The organism is Chryseobacterium populi (assembly GCF_000282115.1).
Taxonomy (GTDB): domain Bacteria; phylum Bacteroidota; class Bacteroidia; order Flavobacteriales; family Weeksellaceae; genus Chryseobacterium; species Chryseobacterium populi.
Genome location: NZ_AKJY01000009.1, coordinates 59,313 through 79,364 on the forward strand (window position 1 = coordinate 59,313; position 20,052 = coordinate 79,364).

Annotated in this window: 15 protein-coding genes; 5 read left to right on the plus strand and 10 right to left on the minus strand. The window is 34.6% G+C overall.

From position 1 onward, the window contains the following. Positions 1 to 63 precede the first annotated feature (63 nt). Together rnr and rpiB are read right to left on the minus strand one after the other, a co-directional pair. Entirely contained in the window at positions 64 to 2,214 is a 2,151-nt protein-coding gene (gene rnr, locus PMI13_RS02995) for a ribonuclease R (RefSeq protein WP_007840535.1), read from the minus strand. Between the two features lie 245 nt (positions 2,215 to 2,459). Further along, the gene (gene rpiB, locus PMI13_RS03000; RefSeq protein WP_007840537.1) at positions 2,460 to 2,894 is read right to left on the minus strand and encodes a ribose 5-phosphate isomerase B; all 435 of its coding nucleotides are present in this window, start codon (positions 2,892 to 2,894) and stop codon (positions 2,460 to 2,462) included. Positions 2,895 to 3,449: 555 nt separating this feature from the next. On the opposite strand from rpiB, the gene PMI13_RS03005 reads away from it, so the two are divergent. Beyond that, entirely contained in the window at positions 3,450 to 4,640 is a 1,191-nt protein-coding gene (locus PMI13_RS03005) for a phosphoglycerate kinase (RefSeq protein WP_007840539.1), read from the plus strand. Positions 4,641 to 4,721: 81 nt separating this feature from the next. Here the strand turns inward: PMI13_RS03005 and PMI13_RS03010 are convergent, their stop codons facing one another. The 7 genes from PMI13_RS03010 to PMI13_RS03040 all read right to left on the minus strand — a co-directional run bounded on the left by PMI13_RS03010 (position 4,722) and on the right by PMI13_RS03040 (position 14,641). Further along, positions 4,722 to 5,603 (minus strand): C1 family peptidase, encoded by an 882-nt coding sequence (locus PMI13_RS03010; RefSeq protein WP_007840540.1) that lies wholly within the window; start codon positions 5,601 to 5,603, stop codon positions 4,722 to 4,724. A gap of 354 nt (positions 5,604 to 5,957) precedes the next feature. Beyond that, positions 5,958 to 6,779 carry a class I SAM-dependent methyltransferase gene (locus PMI13_RS03015; RefSeq protein WP_007840544.1) on the minus strand — a complete coding sequence of 274 codons (822 nt, stop codon included), beginning with the start codon at positions 6,777 to 6,779 and terminating at the stop codon, positions 5,958 to 5,960. A gap of 112 nt (positions 6,780 to 6,891) precedes the next feature. Then, positions 6,892 to 8,754, minus strand: a complete 1,863-nt coding sequence (gene mnmG / locus PMI13_RS03020; protein ID WP_007840546.1) for a tRNA uridine-5-carboxymethylaminomethyl(34) synthesis enzyme MnmG — start codon at positions 8,752 to 8,754, stop codon at positions 6,892 to 6,894. A 111-nt stretch (positions 8,755 to 8,865) separates the two neighbouring features. Further along, entirely contained in the window at positions 8,866 to 9,276 is a 411-nt protein-coding gene (gene ybeY / locus PMI13_RS03025; RefSeq protein ID WP_007840548.1) for an rRNA maturation RNase YbeY, read from the minus strand. A gap of 4 nt (positions 9,277 to 9,280) precedes the next feature. Further along, entirely contained in the window at positions 9,281 to 11,437 is a 2,157-nt protein-coding gene (locus PMI13_RS03030; protein WP_007840557.1) for a patatin-like phospholipase family protein, read from the minus strand. Positions 11,438 to 11,439: 2 nt separating this feature from the next. Continuing rightward, positions 11,440 to 13,887 (minus strand): bifunctional UDP-N-acetylmuramoyl-tripeptide:D-alanyl-D-alanine ligase/alanine racemase, encoded by a 2,448-nt coding sequence (locus PMI13_RS03035; RefSeq protein WP_007840558.1) that lies wholly within the window; start codon positions 13,885 to 13,887, stop codon positions 11,440 to 11,442. Between the two features lie 163 nt (positions 13,888 to 14,050). Further along, positions 14,051 to 14,641: a thymidine kinase gene (locus tag PMI13_RS03040; RefSeq protein WP_007840560.1), complete on the minus strand. Its 591-nt coding sequence runs from the start codon at positions 14,639 to 14,641 to the stop codon at positions 14,051 to 14,053. A gap of 61 nt (positions 14,642 to 14,702) precedes the next feature. Here PMI13_RS03040 and PMI13_RS03045 point away from each other — a divergent pair, with 61 nt between their 5' ends. From PMI13_RS03045 to fabG, 4 genes are all read left to right on the plus strand, one after another. Continuing rightward, positions 14,703 to 16,163 (plus strand): hypothetical protein, encoded by a 1,461-nt coding sequence (locus PMI13_RS03045; RefSeq protein WP_007840562.1) that lies wholly within the window; start codon positions 14,703 to 14,705, stop codon positions 16,161 to 16,163. 2 nt (positions 16,164 to 16,165) lie between these two features. Further along, positions 16,166 to 16,840: a 16S rRNA (cytidine(1402)-2'-O)-methyltransferase gene (gene rsmI, locus PMI13_RS03050; RefSeq protein WP_007840564.1), complete on the plus strand. Its 675-nt coding sequence runs from the start codon at positions 16,166 to 16,168 to the stop codon at positions 16,838 to 16,840. A gap of 39 nt (positions 16,841 to 16,879) precedes the next feature. Next, positions 16,880 to 18,316 (plus strand): WG repeat-containing protein, encoded by a 1,437-nt coding sequence (locus PMI13_RS03055; RefSeq protein WP_007840566.1) that lies wholly within the window; start codon positions 16,880 to 16,882, stop codon positions 18,314 to 18,316. A gap of 174 nt (positions 18,317 to 18,490) precedes the next feature. Next, the gene (gene fabG, locus PMI13_RS03060) at positions 18,491 to 19,234 is read left to right on the plus strand and encodes a 3-oxoacyl-[acyl-carrier-protein] reductase (RefSeq protein ID WP_007840568.1); all 744 of its coding nucleotides are present in this window, start codon (positions 18,491 to 18,493) and stop codon (positions 19,232 to 19,234) included. A gap of 57 nt (positions 19,235 to 19,291) precedes the next feature. On the opposite strand, the gene PMI13_RS03065 is transcribed toward fabG, so the two are convergent. Further along, the gene (locus PMI13_RS03065) at positions 19,292 to 20,050 is read right to left on the minus strand and encodes a DUF1835 domain-containing protein (RefSeq protein ID WP_007840571.1); all 759 of its coding nucleotides are present in this window, start codon (positions 20,048 to 20,050) and stop codon (positions 19,292 to 19,294) included. Between the last annotated feature and the right edge of the window lie 2 nt (positions 20,051 to 20,052).

A 20,052-nucleotide genomic window follows, 5' to 3' on the forward strand; every position in this document is an offset into this window, starting at 1 on the left:
AATTTGAAAGGCTGTAAAAATAAAAAGACCACAATAATTGCAGTCTTATATCGCTTAATTTCTTTATTCAACAATCTTGAAATCCAATTGTTTCTGTATTAAATTGGCTTTGACAACTTTTATCCTCACCTGATCCCCTAATTGGTATCTTTTCCCTGTTCTTGAGCCGTATACTGCATGAGTGGCTTTGTCATAAACATAAGAATCATCTACCAGATCTCTTAGCTTGATCAATCCTTCTGCACCGTTCTCCGGAATTTCTACCCAGAAACCGAATTCTGCAACCCCGGAAATCACCCCGTTGAAAGATTCTCCAAGATGTTTCTCCATGAATTTCACCTGCATAAATTTGATGGAATCCCTTTCTGCATCGGCAGCCAGTCTCTCCATGGAGCTGCAGTGCTTTGCCTTTTCTTCAATTTCCTCTCTGTTTGGAGATTTTCCGCCATCAAGATAATGCTGTAATAAGCGGTGTGCAATCAAATCCGGGTAACGGCGGATAGGGGAGGTGAAATGAGAATAATACTCAAATCCCAACCCGTAATGTCCAATAGGATCTGTAGAATAAACCGCTTTGCTCATACTTCTCATGGCAAGGGTTTCAATCATATTTTCTTCGCCTTTTCCTTTCACATCGTGAAGCAAACGGTTTAAAGATTCCGCAACTTTTTTAGTGTTGGCAAGATCCATTTTATATCCGAAAGTAGAAACAAAATCCCTCAGTGCTTCCAGTTTTGCAGGATCCGGATCATCGTGAACCCTGTAAATGAAAGTATTATTACTGATTTCTCCTCTTCTTGACAATGAAACGAATTCAGAAACTTTTCTGTTCGCTAAAAGCATAAATTCTTCGATCAGATGATTGGAGTCTTTGCTTATTTTAAAGTAAACCCCAACCGGCTCATTATTTTCATCCAGGCTAAACCTCACTTCACTTCTGTCAAAAGTGATTGCCCCTTTTCTGATACGCTCCGCACGCATGATCTTTGCTAATCTGTCGAGAACTAAAATCTCTTCCGCATAATCTCCTTCTTTCGTTTCAATTCTTTCCTGCGCTTCTTCATAGGTAAACCTTCTGTCTGAGTGAATTACCGTTCTTCCGAACCATTGTTTCTGTACCTCGGCATTGTCATTCAGTTCAAAAACTGCTGAAAAAGTATATTTATCTTCATTCGGGCGAAGGGAGCACACATCATTACTCAAAACTTCCGGTAGCATCGGTACAACCCTGTCAACAAGATACACAGAAGTAGCCCTGTCATACGCTTCATCATCCAGAAGAGTTCCCGGAATTACATAATGGGAAACATCTGCAATATGAACACCGATTTCCCAGTTCCCGTTTTCCAGTTTTCTGATAGACAGTGCATCATCAAAATCTTTCGCATCTTTCGGATCAATTGTAAAAGTTGTAATCTCACGCATATCCCATCGTTTTGCCACTTCCTCATCTGTAATTCTTCGATCGATTTTATCCGCATCTTTTTCAACTTCTTCCGGAAACTGGTATGGCAGGCCATATTCAGCAAGGATAGAATGAATCTCAGTTTCATGCTCTCCCGGAGCTCCTAAAACCTGGATGATCTCACCCTCAGGATTTTTATCTCCCGGTTTCCACTCGGTCATTTTGACGATCACTTTATTCCCGTCTTCAGCTCCGTTGAATTTTCCTTTAGGGATAAAGATATCTGTATTAATCGTTTTTTTATCACAAACTACGAATCCGAAATCTTTGTGAGCAACCACCTGGAAAGTTCCTACAAACTCCGTTCTTCCTCTTTCTAAAACTTCCAGAACCGAACCTTCCAGCTTTTTACCTTTATAATGATAGGTAATAATTAAAACCTTATCACCCTGCAAAGCATCTTTAACATTTTTGGAATGGATGAAAACATCATCTTCCAGTCCTTCAACATTTACATATGCATTTCCTGACTGATTGAAATCAATAACACCGGTTAAAGTCCCGGCAATCTTTAGGTTTACTATATATTTTCCTTTTTCAGTTTCTTTAATTTTTTCTGAAGACTGAAGCTTATGTAATGCCTGAATTACAAGCTCTCTCTGTCTTGGGTTTTTATGATCTATCCCGTCTGCAATCTGTTTATAATTATAGATCTTCGACGAATTTTCGTTCATAAATCTCAGGATTAATCTTCCGATCTCCATAAGTTTATGATCATTTTTCTGACTTATATATTTTCTTTTTTTCATTTTTTAAAATTATTGTTTAATTCAACTGCACCAATTTTCCTTCCGAACTTTAATAACGGTAGTTTTAGTTTTGTATAAATTTAATACAAATATGGAGAAGAGGGAGAAAAACCTTTTATAAAATATCTTTTCGATATGATATGGGTTTCAAGTGGAATTATAGAATGTATTTCTATCTGACGTTGCAAAGATAAGAATTTTAAAATAAATAAGGGCTTGCAAATTGATTTGCAAGCCCTTATACTTTAACAGAATGCGATTTTATCAACTCTGTTCTGATGTCTTCCTCCTTCAAAGCCGGTCGAAAGAAATTTTTCAACAATTTCAATAGCCAATTCTTTTGAAATGAATCTTGCAGGTATTGAAATCATATTCGCATCATTATGTTGTCTTGCCAATGATGCAATCTCAGGCATCCAGCAAAGTGCACAACGTATCTTCTGATGTTTGTTTGCCGTGATCTGAACTCCGTTACCACTTCCGCATAGAAGAACTCCCAGCTCATTTTCACCGTTCTCTACAGAAGTTGCTGCAGGATGCACAAAGTCAGGATAATCCACACTGTCTGTGGAAAACGTTCCAAAATCCTGAACTTCAAATTGTTCCGAAAGATGTTTTTTAACAATCTCTTTATATTCGAAACCTGCATGGTCAGCTGCAATAGCAATTTTTCTTTTCATAATTCTAGTATTATACTCTATTAGATTTTATTTCATTACAAATTTAAGTATTAAAATATGAATTGTTAGTTTTTCACCAGTTAATTGTGAAAAGCAATGTGAATAACTGTTGAAAACTTTCGTAAACTCGATGTTTTTTTATTCAAAAAAAAATACTAATGGAAGTATTCACCAAAAATTTTACACAAAACTTTCAAACTCTTTTTTGGGAGAAATCTTTAGTTTTTCCATAAAGAAGAAATTAATAATACCATTGTTTAAAAGTTATCAATATTTGTTAGTAAGTACTCGAAAAATCGCATTTTCAAGAATTTATATTGTTAATTAATTATGAATTTAAAACAAATTTAATGTTATCAAGTTTTCTAAAGAAAGTTATCCCCTAAACCCACATCACTCAACAACAACTAGCATTCTTTTTTTTTATAAAAGAAAAAATATTGTTGATAGGTGGGTAAGGAGTTTTTGGGAATTTTTTTGAAAACTTTTGTCATATTCGATCTTTTTGAAAACTTTAAAATCTTACATTTGTGAAACGAAAATTCAAAGATATTTATGAAAACAATCAATGATTTCAATTTTAAAGATAAAAAGGGCCTGGTAAGAGTAGATTTTAATGTTCCGCAGGATGATCAGCTTAAAGTTACAGATAATACAAGAATTGTTGCAGTAAAGCCAACTGTTGAAAAAATCCTTAAAGACGGAGGATCTGTGATTTTAATGACTCATCTGGGAAGGCCTAAAGGAGAAGTAAAAGATGAATTTTCTCTTAAGCATATTGTAAATGAAGTTTCTAATGTTCTTGGGCAGGAAGTAAAATTTGTGGAAGAATCAATAGGAGAGAAGGCGGTAAATGCTGCTTCAGCACTTCAACCCGGAGAAATCTTATTGTTAGAGAATTTACGTTTTCATAAAGAAGAAGAAAAAGGTGATGAAGGATTTGCAGAGCAATTGTCCCACCTGGCTGATGCTTATGTAAATGATGCTTTTGGAACAGCTCACAGAGCACATGCTTCCACAGCTGTCATTGCTCGATATTTTCAATCAACTAAATTTTTCGGTTTATTAATGGCTAAAGAGCTTCAGGCAATTGATAAAGTTTTAAAAAGCGGAGAAAAACCTGTTACAGCTATCCTTGGCGGGTCTAAAGTTTCAACTAAAATTACCATTATAGAAAATATCTTACCTGCGGTTGACAATTTAATTATTGGTGGTGGTATGGCTTTTACTTTTATTAAAGCTTTGGGAGGAAAAATTGGAAATTCATTGGTAGAGGAAGATAAATTGCCTTTAGCTCTTGAAATTCTAGGAAAAGCCAAGCAACATAATGTAAAGGTATATCTCCCTTCAGATACAATTATTGCAGAAGAATTTAATAATGATGCGGATCGAAAAGAAGTTGATATTTTTGCTATTCCTGAAGGATGGATGGGACTGGATGCCGGTCAAAAATCCAGGGATCAGTTTAATGATGTTCTTTTAAATTCAAGAACTATTTTATGGAACGGTCCTATTGGAGTTTTTGAAATGTCAAACTTTTCGGCAGGTACAGTTGCCTTAGGCGATAGTATTGCTGAAGCTACGAGATTGGGAGCTTTTTCACTAGTAGGAGGTGGAGACAGTGTTGCTTTTGTTAAGCAGTTCGGTTATGGTGATAAAGTAAGTTATGTTTCCACAGGTGGTGGAGCGATGCTGGAAAGTCTGGAAGGTTTAGAGCTTCCTGGAGTTGCTGCTATCAATAATTAATATATTCAAACAATTGATATTGATATTCAAATAAAAACCAGCTTAATTTGAGCTGGTTTTTTTATATTATTTATTTACTGGTTATTGAACATAAGCTACATAGGCTTCTTCAACTACACCTCCAAAATAAACACTTTTTTTGAAGAAAGTGTAATCTATCCAGAAATATCCATTATCAGCCCATGAGGTTCCCCAGGAATTCTGTACTTTAAAAGCCTGTTTTGCATCATCATATCCTACCACGCAGATGGCATGACCGCCAAGAACGCTTCCTGAACGTTTCTTAAGTATCCATCCTGTATTTTGAAGATTATTAAACTCCTGGTCTACCGTAATCCCTATAATAATCGGAAGATTCAGGCTTAATAATTTTTTTACGTCATCAATTTTAGATTTGTTCACTGTGGCCCAGCTTATAAATTTATGTGTGCTTGCTGCATTCTTTTGATAACTATTGGGTTGTGTACTGCATTCAGTATCAGTATATGGCATTTCCGAAAAACTGCAAACTCCCTGATTTTCTATCAGATCCAAGGCATCTGTAATATATGAGCCTGAACTGCAAGATCCTTGTTTTATCTGGTTATAAACATATTCCGGGCTTCTGGATTGTGTAATTCCTTTAAAGTTAGATTCTAATATACTGGCACCAGCATATGCAGTTGCCCATGCTACACAAGATCCTTCATTTCCCTGGTTGCCAACTGTTGGTTGTCCGGATACGAAAAAGCTTGATGGAAGAAGTTTGGCTGATGCATTTTTTCCTTTATATTTTAATACTAAAGCGTCTGCATCCACTTTATCAAATGACTGGTAAGTAGCATCATCTACAAATAAGGCTCCCATTGCATGGTTTTTTTGATTTTCTTGCTGTGGTCCTTGTACAATAATATCTTCCTCTTTTTCACAAGAAAACAAGAATACTAATCCTAAAATAAAAGTAGCGATTTTTAAATTTCTCATAATTGTATTTTTAATGATTTAACTTTGATAAAAATATAATTAATTTATAAATAAACAGTATTTTTATTATAGTATTAGCTTATAAATTATATATTTAACATTTTTTATTTATTTTTTATACATTCTATTGGGATTCTATATATCTTTTTTAATAGATAATTAAATTATGTGAAAATTTTTTAGATGAATTTATTGGTTAAGCTTAGTCATGATTTTAATGTGTTTATTTCTCTGAATGTTCAATATTACATTTATTGTAACAAAAGAAAATCCACACCTATTGATGTGGATTTTTTATTTTGATACTAAAACTAGTCAATTTTGACCTTCATAAATAGGGTTAAAATCGATTTTCTATTTTTTTTCGATAATATATATCAAACTTGAAAATTCGTTAGAAAAAAGGGCTTTTGCGTTAGAAATCGTCCCGTGAATGACAGCTTTTAGCCAAAAGAGGGGTGATTTTTTGTATTTTTCGCTCAACATGGAGATATAATAAGAGTCAAGGACTAAAGGTTTTATTTTTCTCATTTTCCAGTTTGGTTTCTTTGAAATTAAATTTTCCATTCCGCTTTTTGAGAAATGATAAATATGCCTAGGAACATCATAAGCTGCCCAAAATTCTTTATAATGTTTTGCATCATAGGAAGTAGGGTTGGGAACTGCGATTATCAGTAAGCCTTTTTCTTTTAACTTATCATGAAAGATATTAAGCATTTCATCCTGGTTTCCGATATGTTCGAAAACATGCCATAAAGTAATTGCATCCAAGCTTTCATCTTCTATGTTATTAATATTATCAATAATACTGGCTTTTGATATTTTGGTTTTAGCTGCTTTTTTGGCATCAGAATCAGGCTCAAACCCAAAAGTTTCAAAGTCATTTTCAATATATTTTACAAATTCTCCTGCACCGCAGCCATAGTCAAGAACTTTTGAACCTTTTTTTATTCTGTCAATGAGGATTGTTTTTTTATACTGAAGATTAAAAGATTGAAGAAATTTGTATAGTTTTTCTTTGATGCTTCCTGAGTCCTGATGATGGGAAATGTAATCTTCACTTTCATAATATTTAGAAATATCAGATGGAACAGGGGAGGTTTTAAAAACTCCTTTTGTCTCTGTTTCTTTGATCTCAAATATTTCCTGAGATAAAAAATGATCTTTAATCTTCATTTAACAATTCTTTTAAATTAAAAATTAAGATATTCAGAATTCAAAATGAGCTCATAAATACCTTAATTTTTTGCTTTTATTTTATAAATGTTTCACGTGAAACATATTTTAATTAACGTCCTAAATAAACCAGTAAAACATTTATATCGGCTGGTGAAACACCACTTATTCTACCTGCCTGAGCAATTGTTTTTGGCTTTACTTTAGTCATTTTTTGTTTAGCCTCAGCAGAAAGGCTTGATAATTTTGTATAATCGAAATCTTCAGGAATTTTAATATTTTCCAAACGATTCAGTTTGGCTACATTTTCCTTTTCTTTTTCAATATACCCTTTATATTTGATGTTTACTTCAGCCTGTTCTCTTACTTCCTCATCATAAGTGGAAGATACTTCTTTTATAGCTTCGATATTATCCAGTTTTTCCAATGTAATATTAGGTCTGGTAAGGAACTGAGCTGCTTTATAAGCCTGATCTACAGGATTACTTTCTGCAGATTCGAGGATCGGATTAATGATTCCAGGCTTTAAAGAAGTTTCTCGTAGAAATGTTTCAAGTTCCTGGCTTTTAGCTATTTTATCATTTACTTTTCTTAATCTGTCTTCTTTTGCCAGTCCTAATTGATAAGCTTTTTCAGTTAATCTGATATCAGCATTATCCTGTCTTAAAAGCAGTCTGTATTCCGCACGGGATGTAAACATTCTATAAGGTTCTTCTGTTCCTTTTGTGATCAGATCATCAATTAAAACACCGATATAGGCTTCATCCCTGTTAAGGATGAATTCTTCCTTATCATGCACTTTATTATGGGCATTTATGCCTGCTATTAAGCCCTGTCCGGCTGCTTCCTCATATCCTGTAGTGCCATTGATCTGTCCTGCAAAATATAGGCTATCGATGAGCTTTGTTTCTAAGGTATGCTTTAACTGGGTAGGGGGGAAGTAGTCATATTCAATAGCATAGCCGGGACGGAATACTTTTACATTTTCAAACCCTGGAATATGTTTCATCGCCTTGATCTGAACATCTTCAGGAAGTGAAGAACTGAAACCATTGACATAAATTTCTACAGTTTTCCAGCCTTCCGGTTCTACAAATAGCTGGTGTCTCGTTCTTTCTGCAAAACGGTTTATTTTATCTTCAATACTTGGACAATATCTTGGGCCTAAACTTTGAATTGTTCCATTAAACATAGGGCTTCTATCAAAACCTTCACGTAAAATATCGTGTACCGTTTCATTGGTATAAACAATATGGCAGCTTAATTGTTTGGTTAATTTAGGAGTATCTAAGTAGCTGAATTTTTGAGGTTTTTCATCTCCTTTCTGTTCTTCCATTTTAGAATAATCAAGACTTCTTCCGTCAACTCTCGGCGGGGTGCCTGTTTTCATTCTTCCTGCCTCAAAACCTAAAGAAACCAATTGTTCCGTGATTCCAAAAGCTCTGGGTTCACCCATTCTTCCGCCTCCTAATTGTTTATCTCCTACATGAATTAATCCGTTAAGGAATGTTCCATTGGTAAGAACCACTGATTTCGCTTTTATCTGGATTCCTAATGAAGTCACAACACCTGTAACCTTATTATTTTCTACAATAAGCTGCTTTACCATATCCTGAAAAAAATCAAGATTAGGAGTATTTTCTAATGCTAAACGCCATTCTTCTGCAAAAAGCATTCTATCGTTCTGTGTTCTGGGAGACCACATTGCGGGACCTTTCGAGAGATTCAGCATTTTAAACTGAATTGCAGATTTATCTGCTACAATTCCTGAATAACCTCCCATTGCATCAATCTCTCTTACGATCTGTCCTTTTGCAATGCCTCCCATTGCCGGATTGCAGCTCATTTGCCCGATGGTCTGCATATTCATTGTAACGAGTAAAGTTTTTGAGCCAAGATTGGCCGCTGCTGCTGCCGCTTCACAACCTGCGTGGCCGGCACCTACTACAATTACATCATATATTTCTGAAATCATTTTATATTGCTTGTTTTAAGCCTTAAGTTTTAATTTTTATCTTAATGTTTCACGTGAAACATTAGTGAAAAATAGGATCTAAAATAGCCTGTACAAGGCGTTATTCAGCTTTTAATTGTTATATTTAGCTAAATAAAAATCTTCTTTTCCCCGCATTCCTTTCTCTTCTTCTTCAGTCTTGTCTTTATATCCGCAAAGATGAAGAATACCATGAGCTAAAACCCTTCTCAGCTCTTCTTCATAGTTTTTGGATAGAGTAGAAGCATTATCGGAAATGCGCTGCAAAGATACGAAAATCTCTCCGCTTATTGTTTTACCTTTTACATAATCAAAAGTGATGATGTCTGTATAGTAATCATGCTGCAAATAATCCTGGTTGATTTTCAGTAAGTATTCGTCATTACAAAATATATAACTGATTTCACCCAGCTTTTTTTCTTCTGAAAGAATAATATCCTCCAGCCATTTTTGATAATCTGTATTTACTGATTCCTGTAAATTTTCGTAAAAGAATTGTATCATTGTTTTAAAACCAGTGCCCTAATATGACACTGAATATGCCTTTTTGATTGTTTTTAAGTGAGTGGCTGAAATTAAACCTGATCTGTCCGAAAGGTGATTTATAACCAGCCGTGATTCCCAGGGAGCTGTAATTTAATTTTACTGCATCTTCAAAAGTTACATCATCTGAAAGATTTGCAAAAGAGAAATTTCCGCTTACAAAATAGTTTTTATTGAATTTGAATTGAAGATCATTTGAAACTAATACCACATTATTGGTATTAAGCTGTGCAAAATAGAATCCTGCAAAGTTTTTGAAATTAACAATATTCTGTTCAAAAATTCCTCCCAACCTGTATTGATAGAATTGGGGAAGTTTTTCACCAATAGTGACTCCGCCATACAGATTAAGACGATAAGAAAATTGTTTTGTCAGAGGAATATTAATTCTTATATCAGCTTTTATCTGTACCAGCCTTTTTTCAACTTCGGATTTTAATAAATCAATTACCTTTCCTTCTGCTGAAATATATATTCCTTTTGTAGGAAAATCCCTGTCATTCTGTGTATCGCTTTTTATAAAAATATAAGGATTCAAAAACCGGTTAGATTTGTAATTTGCATTATTGATTTCTGCTTGAAAATAATCGTAGCTTATACCACCACCTACGGCAAACTTATCTTTCCATACAGATTGAATATAAGCTTCATTTCTAAACCATTCCCATTTATCGGTAATATAGTTATTCACATCTTTCAAATCAAAACTCATCCCTGAAGAATAAATTCCAAAACCTGGAATGTATCCGTTATCAATGAAATAGTTTAAATAATATCTGGGCTTGTCTCCTACAATTACATCCAAAGAAAGATTAGAATTTTTAAAGAGGAGGCGTTTTGCTGAATAATTTAATAATAATCCTGTTTTGAAAATTTCATCATAATGCAGTCCGAATTTTAAGAAATGCCGGGCATTATCTTCGGTAACATACAGCTTGAGATAATTGGCATCATTTTCAGTTACAATATCATAATTGATGAATTTGTAATTATTGGTGGCAACCAGCTTATCTATTTTTTTATTAATACTTCCATAAGTCTGCATAGAGGGGAGGTGTAATCCCATTTTCCCCAATACATAGTTTTTACCGTAAATTTTGCTTCCAACTATCTCAATGCTGTCTATCTTATATACATTGGAATAAATGGGGTTTATTTGCTGTCTGAGGCGGTCAAATGGCCGTTTAGGGAGATGATCTAATACAGCGGTATATTTTAAACCTTCGGCGTAGCCGCTGTCCAGTATTTTTTTCTTTTCGTCATAGCTCGTGGCGGTCATACCTTTCAGATCAGGTTTGATATTAATATCGGTATATTTATACTGTCGCCTCGTATCTTTTTTGATGCCGAAATCAATAACCTGATTTAAAATCGCTATAATGTTGTTTAAATCTTCTCTTTTTGATAAATCCTGATTAAGGTCCACACCGATAACGATATCGATTCCTTTCTCTTTTAATGGCTTCGAGGGATAGTTTACAGACATTGCCCCGTCGATATAAATGCTGTCTCCTATTTTCACAGGATCCATTAAAGAAGGAAAGGCAGAACTCGCCATAATAGATTGTACAAGATCTCCTTTTTCAAAAATCTGCATATTTCCGCTTTCCAGATTGGTAGCTACGCACATAAACGGAATGGGAAGCTTGGAAAAATCATTAATATTTGAGACATTTTTAAATAGTTCTTTAAGCAGATATACATTCTTCTGCCCCGTACTGATAGAAGAAGGTAGGGTAATTTTTCCGTTTTTTAAAGGAATAGATAATAAATATTTATCGACAGATTTATTAAAAAAAGTACTTTCCTGCCTGGATTTGGGATCCATGATCAAAGAATAGAAGTCTGTATCCATTACAATTTTTTCTATTTCTTTCCCGGAATACCCTGAAGCATAAAGGCCGCCTACAATAGCTCCCATGCTGGTTCCGGCAATATAATCTACTTTAATGCCCAATGAATCCAGTACTTTAAGTACTCCAACGTGAGAAAAACCTTTAGCTCCTCCTCCGGCCAGCGAAAGCCCTATTTTAGGATTTTTAGGAATTACCAGATCCTTTTTTACCTGTGCAGTGGCTAAAAGGAATAGAAATACGAATAAAAGAGCAAGGAGTTTTCTCATAGTTAATCTTTTACATAAATCCGTTTCACCCGTGGTGAAATAGAGGTTAACACTTCATAGGTTATCGTTTTGCAATAGCCTGCGAATTCTTTTAAACTTGGTTTTGCATTAAAAACAGTAACAGTATCGCCTTCTTTTATGTTGGGGATATTGTCTACATTGATCATCATCATATCCATGCAGATATTTCCTACAATCGGGGCCAGCATTTTATTTACCCCCACATTTCCAACCTGATTTCCTATCAGTCTGGGAATTCCATCTGCGTAACCTACCGGAATGGTGGCTATCTTTGTTAGATGATCTGCTTTATATTTTCTGCTATAGCCTACAGATTCCCCATTTTCTACGAATGAGATCTGAGAGATAACCGTTTTAAAGCTTACGGTGGACTGTAGCTGTTTTTGTATTTCACTATCTGGTGATTCTCCTAGCATTCCTATCCCAATCCTCACCATATCATATTGATAATCTGTATAACTTGTTATCCCTGATGAATTTAAAATATGTCGGATAGGCTGATAGCCAAGGTTTTCAATTAAATAGCCTGAATTTTTATCAAAAATTTCCAGCTGATGTAAAGTAAATTCTTTTTCATCCGGTACATCTGAAGACGACAGATGACTGAAAATACTTTGAACTTTTACATTTTTATTTTTTAAAGCTTCACTGAGCTGGTCCAATTCAAATCCTTTGAAACCAAGACGATGCATTCCGGTCTCCAGCTTAATATGGATCGGATATTTTTTATCATACCCTGATTTTTGAACTGCTTCATAGAAAAGATCCAGCACCCTGAAACTGTAAATTTCCGGTTCCAGATTGTATTGAATAATAGTATCATAGCTATGCTGTTCCGGATTCATCACAACAATAGGAGTGGTGATTCCTTTTTTACGGAGCTCTGCACCTTCATCTGCAAAGGCTACCCCAAGATAATCGATGTGATGGTGCTGTAAGAATTCTGAAATCTCATAGCTTCCCAAACCATAAGCATTGGCCTTTACCATTGCCATCATTTTGGTTCTGGGTTTTAATAAAGATTTATGGTAATTGATATTATGAAGAATAGCATTCAGATTGATCTCCAGAACGGTATCATGTTTTCTGAGCTCAAGAAGGTCTTTAAGCTTTTCAATCTCAAATTTTCTGGCTCCTTTCAGAAGGATGATCTGGTTTTCAATATCGGTAAGATGTTTACTTTCAATGAGTTCATGAGTGTCTATGAAAGTAAATGTTTTAGAATTAAAAAGATGGCTAAACTTGCTGATCTCATCGCCTATCAGGAAAACGGAATCAAATTTCTGCTCATTCACGAGCTCGGAAACTTCTTCATACAATTCCCGGGAATTGGAGTTTACCCCGAGAATATCCGTTAAAACCAATGATTTTTCAGGTTTTTTATATTCATTTAAAAACTGTAAGGCAGTTTTCAGAGAATCGAGATCCAGATTAAAGGAATCATTGATGATGATATTGCCTTTAACTCCTTCAATCGCTTCAAGTCTCATCTCTATGGCCTTTAAAGAGTTGATTTTTTCGATGATCTTCTGATTTTCGATGTTCAACTCTTTCAGAACGGTAAGAAGGGCTAAAGCATTCGTTAATGTGGCTTCATCTCTCTGATGGGCTGGAAAGCTGATTTCCTCATCAAAATATTCTACAATAATATCTTCCTCTTTGGAAATATTGTTTTTAATGGAAACCAGGTTTTCTTTTTTAAAGCCATAAGAAATTAATTTTTTACTTGAATAAAGCTGTTTTATTTTATATTCAACCAATGGGTTATCGCCATTGTAAATAATTACTTCAGAATCTTTGAAAAGCTTAATTTTTTCACTGATTAATTCTTCTTCGGACGTAAAATTGGCAGCGTGTGCAGTTCCGATATGAGTCAACAGTCCAATCTGGGGGTGAAAAATATTTTCCAGTTTCTGCATCTCATCAGGCTTGGAAATTCCTACTTCAAAAATTCCCAGCTGATGGGCATCGTTAATTTGGAGCAAGGAAAGGGGAAGTCCGATTTGAGAATTGAAGCTTTTCGGGCTTTTGATGGTAGGAAACTCATTCCAGAGGCATTGGTACAGCCATTCTTTTAAAATGGTTTTCCCATTACTTCCTGTAATCCCAATCGATTTAAGATGAGAGTGCTCAAAATGATATTTGGCCAGTTTCTGAAGGAATTCCACAGAATTTTCAACCAGGATCCATGTTATATTTTCAAATTGTGGAAATTGATTTTCTGAAATAATAACGTTTATTCCTCTGTCAATAGCTGATTCTATAAATTTTTCCCCGGAATTCTTTTTAGTATTAATTGCAATAAATGCAGTATTTTTTGTTGAATAGATAATTCTGCTATCAAAAGCTATGTTTTTGATAACTGAATCTTTGTCTCCAATAATCTCAGCATTGGTGATTTCTGCAATTTGGTGTACTGTATAATTCATTAATATCCTTCTGCTTATTTTTAGGCGAAATCGTTTTAGCCCTTAATTTTTTATTAATCGCAAAAAAGATTTCAACAATGAAGTTGATTAAATTATTCATCTTAAAAACTCAAAATATTAAATAATTTTCGTCTTTGCGATTAATTTAGGTATAAATTTAATTTTATTTTTTCTTTTTTGAAAGCACTTCATCAATAAAAACCCGGCGGCTCACTGCTTCATAGCTTTCGGTCTCGCCCAATTCTACCAGGTTATTTCCCTGGGTAATCCTCATGGAATAATTAGCTAAATTACCTGTTCTCTTACAAATAGCATGCACTTTTGTTACATATTCAGCAGTAGCCATCAGATTGGGCATCGGTCCAAACGGACGTCCCAAAAAGTCCATATCAAGACCAGCAACAACAACTCTTATTCCACTGTTGGCTAATTGATTGGCAATTTCTACAATGCTTTCATCAAAAAACTGGGCTTCATCAATCCCTACAACATCACAATTGGAAGCCAGCAAAAGGATTTCGTTGGGATTTTCCACTGCTGTACTCCGTATTTTATTCTGATTGTGGGATACCACATCTTCATCGGAATATCTGGTATCCAATTTAGGTTTAAAAATTTCCACATTCTGCCCCGCCATTTCAGCTCTTCTCAGTCTTCGGATCAATTCTTCGGTTTTTCCTGAAAACATAGAGCCACAAATAACTTCCATCCAACCACTTTGTTTGGAATGATTAATTGTATTTTCTAAAAACATTTGTTAAATTAGCCGTAATAATTTTAACATCAAAAGTAAGCAATTTTAACAAGAATCTTATATGCAGAATATCCAAGATTTAAAGGAAAAGATTTTTTTTGAATCCAAGAATATCATTGATATTTTGGAGAAAATAAACAATGTTGACGAATTACTTTCCAAGCAGGATCTTGTAGATGAACTTGCTAACAGGATTTCTTTTTTGAGATTGCTGGAAAAAAATATCGAATTTTTTGTAACAGATAATTCAGCCCAAACTATTGAAAATGGGAAGAATATTTCTTTCGTAGGGACAGAATTTGAAAGTAAGGAAACAAATAACGATGTTACCGAAGAGGAAGCGATCTTTAATAATGAATTCAATGAAATTGACGAAAATGAGCTCCATGAGAATATCATCAGTTTTGTTGAAGAAAATTCTGAGGAACAAAGGGATGAAAATTTTGATGAAAGAAAATCTCAACAGGATATTACCGAGGAAGAAGCTGTTTTTAATAATCAGTTGAATGAGATTGATGAAAATGATACATCAGACTATGAGGGAAGCATTTTAAGCTTTGTAGATGAAGAAAGAATCCTTGCAGACTCAGAACCTGAAACTCATGAAGATATTGATGAAGAAATGTTTAGTCAGGAGACAACAGAAGAAGAGGTGATTTTTACGAATCAGCTGAACGAAATCGATGAGTTTGAAAATGAGCTTTCTGATGATCAAGATAGCAATTCCGGATCTTTTGAAGAAGAAGAAAAAATTCAGCTGAGTTTTGAACCGGAAACAGAAAATGCTAATGAAACTCCGGAAGCAGTAGAAAGAATTCCAAGTATTTTTGATACTGAACTTTTAGACGAAGAGATTCTTATTGAAGAAAATGAAGAGCAGTTTATTACTTCAAGCATCAGTCTCGGACAGGGTGAAATGGCAAACGAAACATCCAATGTTGAAAATATTCTGAATGAGATAAAAAATGATGCCCAGACAGAAGAAAAGTATGAAGAGGCAATAACAGAAGAGGAACATGAAAGGAGAAGAATTGTAGAGATCAATAAGCCCCATTCTGAAATTGAAAAGAAAAAACCTTCTTCAGATGAAAATTTTGAAAATTTAGATGCTTATAATCAGGAGAAAAAAATTAAACTTGCCAATATCAAAGGATTAAAAGCGGTTAAGACCCTTTTTGATGATGATCCTCTCGAAAGAGAAGTTCCTCAGGAAAAGAAAGAGACAGTGATAAAAGAAGATATGGGAAGCCTTCTGAAAACCAATATACCGACAGATTTTATGGAAGCTGAAAAAAGGAAACCTGAATTTAAGCTGGACTTAAATGACAGGATTGCTTTTTCAAAAACTTTATTCGGAGGAAGCCAGTCTGAACTGAATGAAGTAATTACAGATCTCAATAGTTTCAGAACACTGGAAGAAGCAAAAGAGTATCTGAGTGACCTTTATTATGCCAGAAACTGGGGTAAAGTAGATGAATATGCCCAAAGATTATGGGTATTGGTAGAAAATAAATTCTTATAATTTTGAGCGGTATTTTATATTTTGTTCCAACACCCGTCGGAAACTTAGAAGACATGACTTTCAGAGCCGTAAATGTGCTGAAGGAAGTGGATTATATTTTGTGTGAAGACACAAGAACCTCAGGAATTCTTTTAAAGCATTTCGAGATTTCAAAACCTTTAAAATCTTATCATTTACATAATGAGCACCAGGCAACAGAAAAGGTGATTACTGATCTTAAAAACGGGCAGAATATCGCCCTGATTACGGATGCAGGGACTCCGGGAATTTCAGATCCCGGCTATTTGCTAGGAAAAGCGGGCGCAGACCATGATATTGAAATGATTTGTCTTCCCGGGGCAACGGCTTTTGTTCCGGCTCTGGTCGTTTCCGGGCTCCCGAATAATGAATTCCTGTTTGCAGGATTTCTTCCCCAGAAAAAAGGAAGGCAAACAAAGCTCAGACAGCTTGCGGAAGAAAAGAAAACAATTGTTTTATACGAAAGTCCGCATAAAATAAACACTACTCTTGAACAGATCAAAGAATTTTTCGGCGAGGAAACCAAAGTGAGCCTGAGCCGTGAGATTTCTAAAAAGTTTGAAGAGACCAAAAGAGGAACAATCAATGAGTTAATTGAGTTCTCTAAAAGTAAAACCCTAAAAGGCGAGATTGTTCTCATCGTGAATAATTCTATTTAATTGAAAAAGTTAGTTTTTATATTATTTTCATCGGTCTGTATGGCACAGACTGATCAGTACACCCAGATTCTGTTATCAAAAAAAATAGGTAAAGAAGTTCATTTCTACTCAAAAGGATATGGAATTATCAGTGACTCAAAGACCGGAAGGTCCGGCATTGTCGATTCTTTGGGTAATATTACTTTTAATGATTCTTTTAAAAGTGAGATTTCAAGGTTATCAGAGAATCGATTTATTTTAAAAGGAAAGGAAGGTAATTTTAGAGGAAAAGTTGCTTTAATTGATGAAAAAGGAACTGAATTAATTCCGATGGATAATTTCAGATACAGGACGTGGGAAAATAAAGAAAGACTGATTTATTCCAAAGCGGGTATTGAAAGCGTTTATGATTACAACGGAAAGCAGGTTATTCCATCATCTGATAAAATAGAATTTGCCAGCGAAAACAGGATTTTTGTAAAAAAAGGAGGAGCCTGGTTTATTTATGACTACGATGGTAAACAGGTTTCTGACAGAGCATTTGATGAAGATCTTCGTTTTTACAAAGGCAGGGTGTACATTACCACAGGAATAGGAAAGGGAGAAATTATTGATAGTAACGGTAAAACTTTAAGCCAGATTTCAAATCATTATATCGAGGATATTAATGGTTTTCCGTTCTTGGTTACAAAAAATATTGCGAAAAGCAGATATGGAATTGTAGATGAAAGTGAAACGGTTCTGGCTGATGAAATTTACGAACAGGCTTTTGTGGGAAGAAAATACATTTATCTGATCAAAGATAATAAAGTAAACATTTTTTCTAAAGCTGAAAAAAAGGTTTATCCAACAGAATTTCATTATGTAAACCATTTGTTTGACGGCTTGTTTAAAAGCTTGAAAGATGATAAGAATCCAAAAATTGCCGTACTCAAAACTGACGGTGAAGTGATCTTTCCTAAAGAATTTGATGTGGTGGAAGCTTTCAAAATTGAAGGCGAAGATTATCTGTATGTGAGTAAAGAGAATGAAGAGCAACTTTTAGACAAAAATTTAAAAAATATTCTGGATGAAGGATATCAGATAGAAAAAGTGTTTTTTGATAATTTAATTGTAAAGAAGGATGACATTTTTTATAAGTTTTCACCAAAAAACAGATCTTATACAGCGCTTAAAAATATTGCTTCCATAAAGCCTTTTCAGTTTTATCCTGCAATTATCTGCAAAAACAAAGAAAATTTTTATGGTATGCTTGATGAAGAAGGAAATGAGGTTATTCCATTCATGTATGATGATATTGTTACTTTTCTGGGTGAAAATGAAATTGTTGTACAGAAAGGAAAGAAATTCGGCCTTACCAACCATAAAGGAGAACCTTTAAAAGAGGTTATCTACGATAAATATTCTACAGACAGGAAAGGAATAAAACTGACCAGAGTGAACGATTCCGAATACCTGTATTTCACCCCGCAGAAAGAAAAAATATTCTTCGAATAATTTTTATACAGAACAAAAACAGTCATAATTTTTTACTAAAATAATGATTTGAAATGCTTTGAATAACATTTTATAATATCTTTGCGCACGTTTAATTTTGGTAAAATTAAATAATAGTAAATTAGCCAACCTACACTTGACTAATGAATTAAAAAGAAAATAATTGTCATAAATATGAAACTATTAGAAGGAAAAGTAGCACTAATTACCGGAGCTACAAGAGGAATCGGAAGAGGAATTGCTGAAATTTTTGCTCAACAGGGAGCTAAGGTAGCATTTACATATGCCGGATCTGTAGACAAGGCTAAAGAATTAGAAGCGACTTTAAGTTCTGTAACTCAAATTAAAGGTTACCAATCTGATGCTTCAGATTATGATGCTGCCCAAAAATTAGTAGACGAAGTAATGGCTGAATTTGGGAAAATAGATATTCTGATCAACAATGCAGGAATTACAAGGGATAATTTATTGCTGAGAATGTCAAAAGACGATTGGGATACGATTATCAAAGTAAACTTAGATTCTGTATTCAACCTTACAAAAGCAGTTATCAAGCCAATGATGAAGGCAAAAACAGGGTCTATCATCAATATGACATCCGTAGTAGGAGTGAAAGGAAATGCAGGCCAGGCCAATTATGCAGCTTCCAAAGCCGGAGTTATCGGGTTTACAAAATCTGTTGCTTTGGAATTAGGATCAAGAAACATCCGTTGTAATGCCATCGCTCCCGGATTTATTGAAACGGAAATGACCGCTGCTTTGGATGAAAAAACAGTTCAGGGCTGGAGAGAAGGAATTCCATTGAAAAGAGGCGGACAGCCTGAAGATATTGCAAATGCATGTGTATTCTTAGGAAGCGAGATGTCTGCTTATATTACAGGACAAACATTAAACGTTGATGGTGGGATGTTAACATAACCAACTGTCTCTGCATAAAATAAAAATCCGTCATCATAAATAGGTGACGGATTTTTGTTATCTATTGATGGCTTTATGGCACATATTCTTGACCTGAACATCACCATAACCGTATATTCCGAAATTCTGCTGAAATTCTTTAAAGATGATATTAAAATCCCTGACCCCGTTTTCTGTTAATTTTTTTACGAAAACTTCAGGATTGGTCAATGAAGTGTTTTCAGGAAAAGCATTACAATAAGCATCAATTACTTCTTTCAGATATCGGAAACAAACAGATTTATTTTCCGATAACCGGGACAGCTGATTCTTATCCTGATTTTTATAAGCATTCCAAAAATGTGCTCCCAACCGGATATCTTCTTTCCTGAATTCTTCTTTTAATCGATATGATTCTTCTAATGCATGGCTGCCGGATAAAGAAAATCCTTTCCAGTGATCTTCAACATCAGGAACCTGAGGAAAAACCCTGAATACCTGGATATTTTTCTTTTCAGAGAGTAGAGAAATGCAAAACCATATATTGACCTGGCAAAACAGATCATCTTCAAACCAGAGATTCACTTCAGCGTTTTCAGGAATATCCAGTATTTTTTGAAATTCCGGAACAACTTTTTTATAATAGCTTTGTTGGGAGGCTTCATATTCTCCCGAAACAAATTCAGATCTTATTTTCCAGAAATGATCAAGAGAATCCGACTGTAAAGGACCTGAAATTAATGCTTCGCGGCAAACAATTATCTCGCCACCGACTGAAGTTTTATTCAGATATTCAGCAAGATAATCGCCATTTGCTATGTGAAATGTTTTTTTCAACG

Excerpts from the sequence above, each read along its gene's own strand:
- PMI13_RS03040 (WP_007840560.1), bottom strand. The coding sequence starts at position 14,641 with ATGTTTTTAGAAAATACAATTAATCATTCCAAACAAAGTGGTTGGATG.
- PMI13_RS03055 (WP_007840566.1), top strand. The coding sequence starts at position 16,880 with ATGGCACAGACTGATCAGTACACCCAGATTCTGTTATCAAAAAAAATA.
- PMI13_RS03045 (WP_007840562.1), top strand. The coding sequence starts at position 14,703 with ATGCAGAATATCCAAGATTTAAAGGAAAAGATTTTTTTTGAATCCAAG.
- ybeY (WP_007840548.1), bottom strand. The coding sequence starts at position 9,276 with ATGATACAATTCTTTTACGAAAATTTACAGGAATCAGTAAATACAGAT.
- PMI13_RS03015 (WP_007840544.1), bottom strand. The coding sequence starts at position 6,779 with ATGAAGATTAAAGATCATTTTTTATCTCAGGAAATATTTGAGATCAAA.
- fabG (WP_007840568.1), top strand. The coding sequence starts at position 18,491 with ATGAAACTATTAGAAGGAAAAGTAGCACTAATTACCGGAGCTACAAGA.
- rnr (WP_007840535.1), bottom strand. The coding sequence starts at position 2,214 with ATGAAAAAAAGAAAATATATAAGTCAGAAAAATGATCATAAACTTATG.
- mnmG (WP_007840546.1), bottom strand. The coding sequence starts at position 8,754 with ATGATTTCAGAAATATATGATGTAATTGTAGTAGGTGCCGGCCACGCA.
- rpiB (WP_007840537.1), bottom strand. The coding sequence starts at position 2,894 with ATGAAAAGAAAAATTGCTATTGCAGCTGACCATGCAGGTTTCGAATAT.
- PMI13_RS03030 (WP_007840557.1), bottom strand. The coding sequence starts at position 11,437 with ATGAGAAAACTCCTTGCTCTTTTATTCGTATTTCTATTCCTTTTAGCC.
- PMI13_RS03005 (WP_007840539.1), top strand. The coding sequence starts at position 3,450 with ATGAAAACAATCAATGATTTCAATTTTAAAGATAAAAAGGGCCTGGTA.
- PMI13_RS03035 (WP_007840558.1), bottom strand. The coding sequence starts at position 13,887 with ATGAATTATACAGTACACCAAATTGCAGAAATCACCAATGCTGAGATT.
- PMI13_RS03010 (WP_007840540.1), bottom strand. The coding sequence starts at position 5,603 with ATGAGAAATTTAAAAATCGCTACTTTTATTTTAGGATTAGTATTCTTG.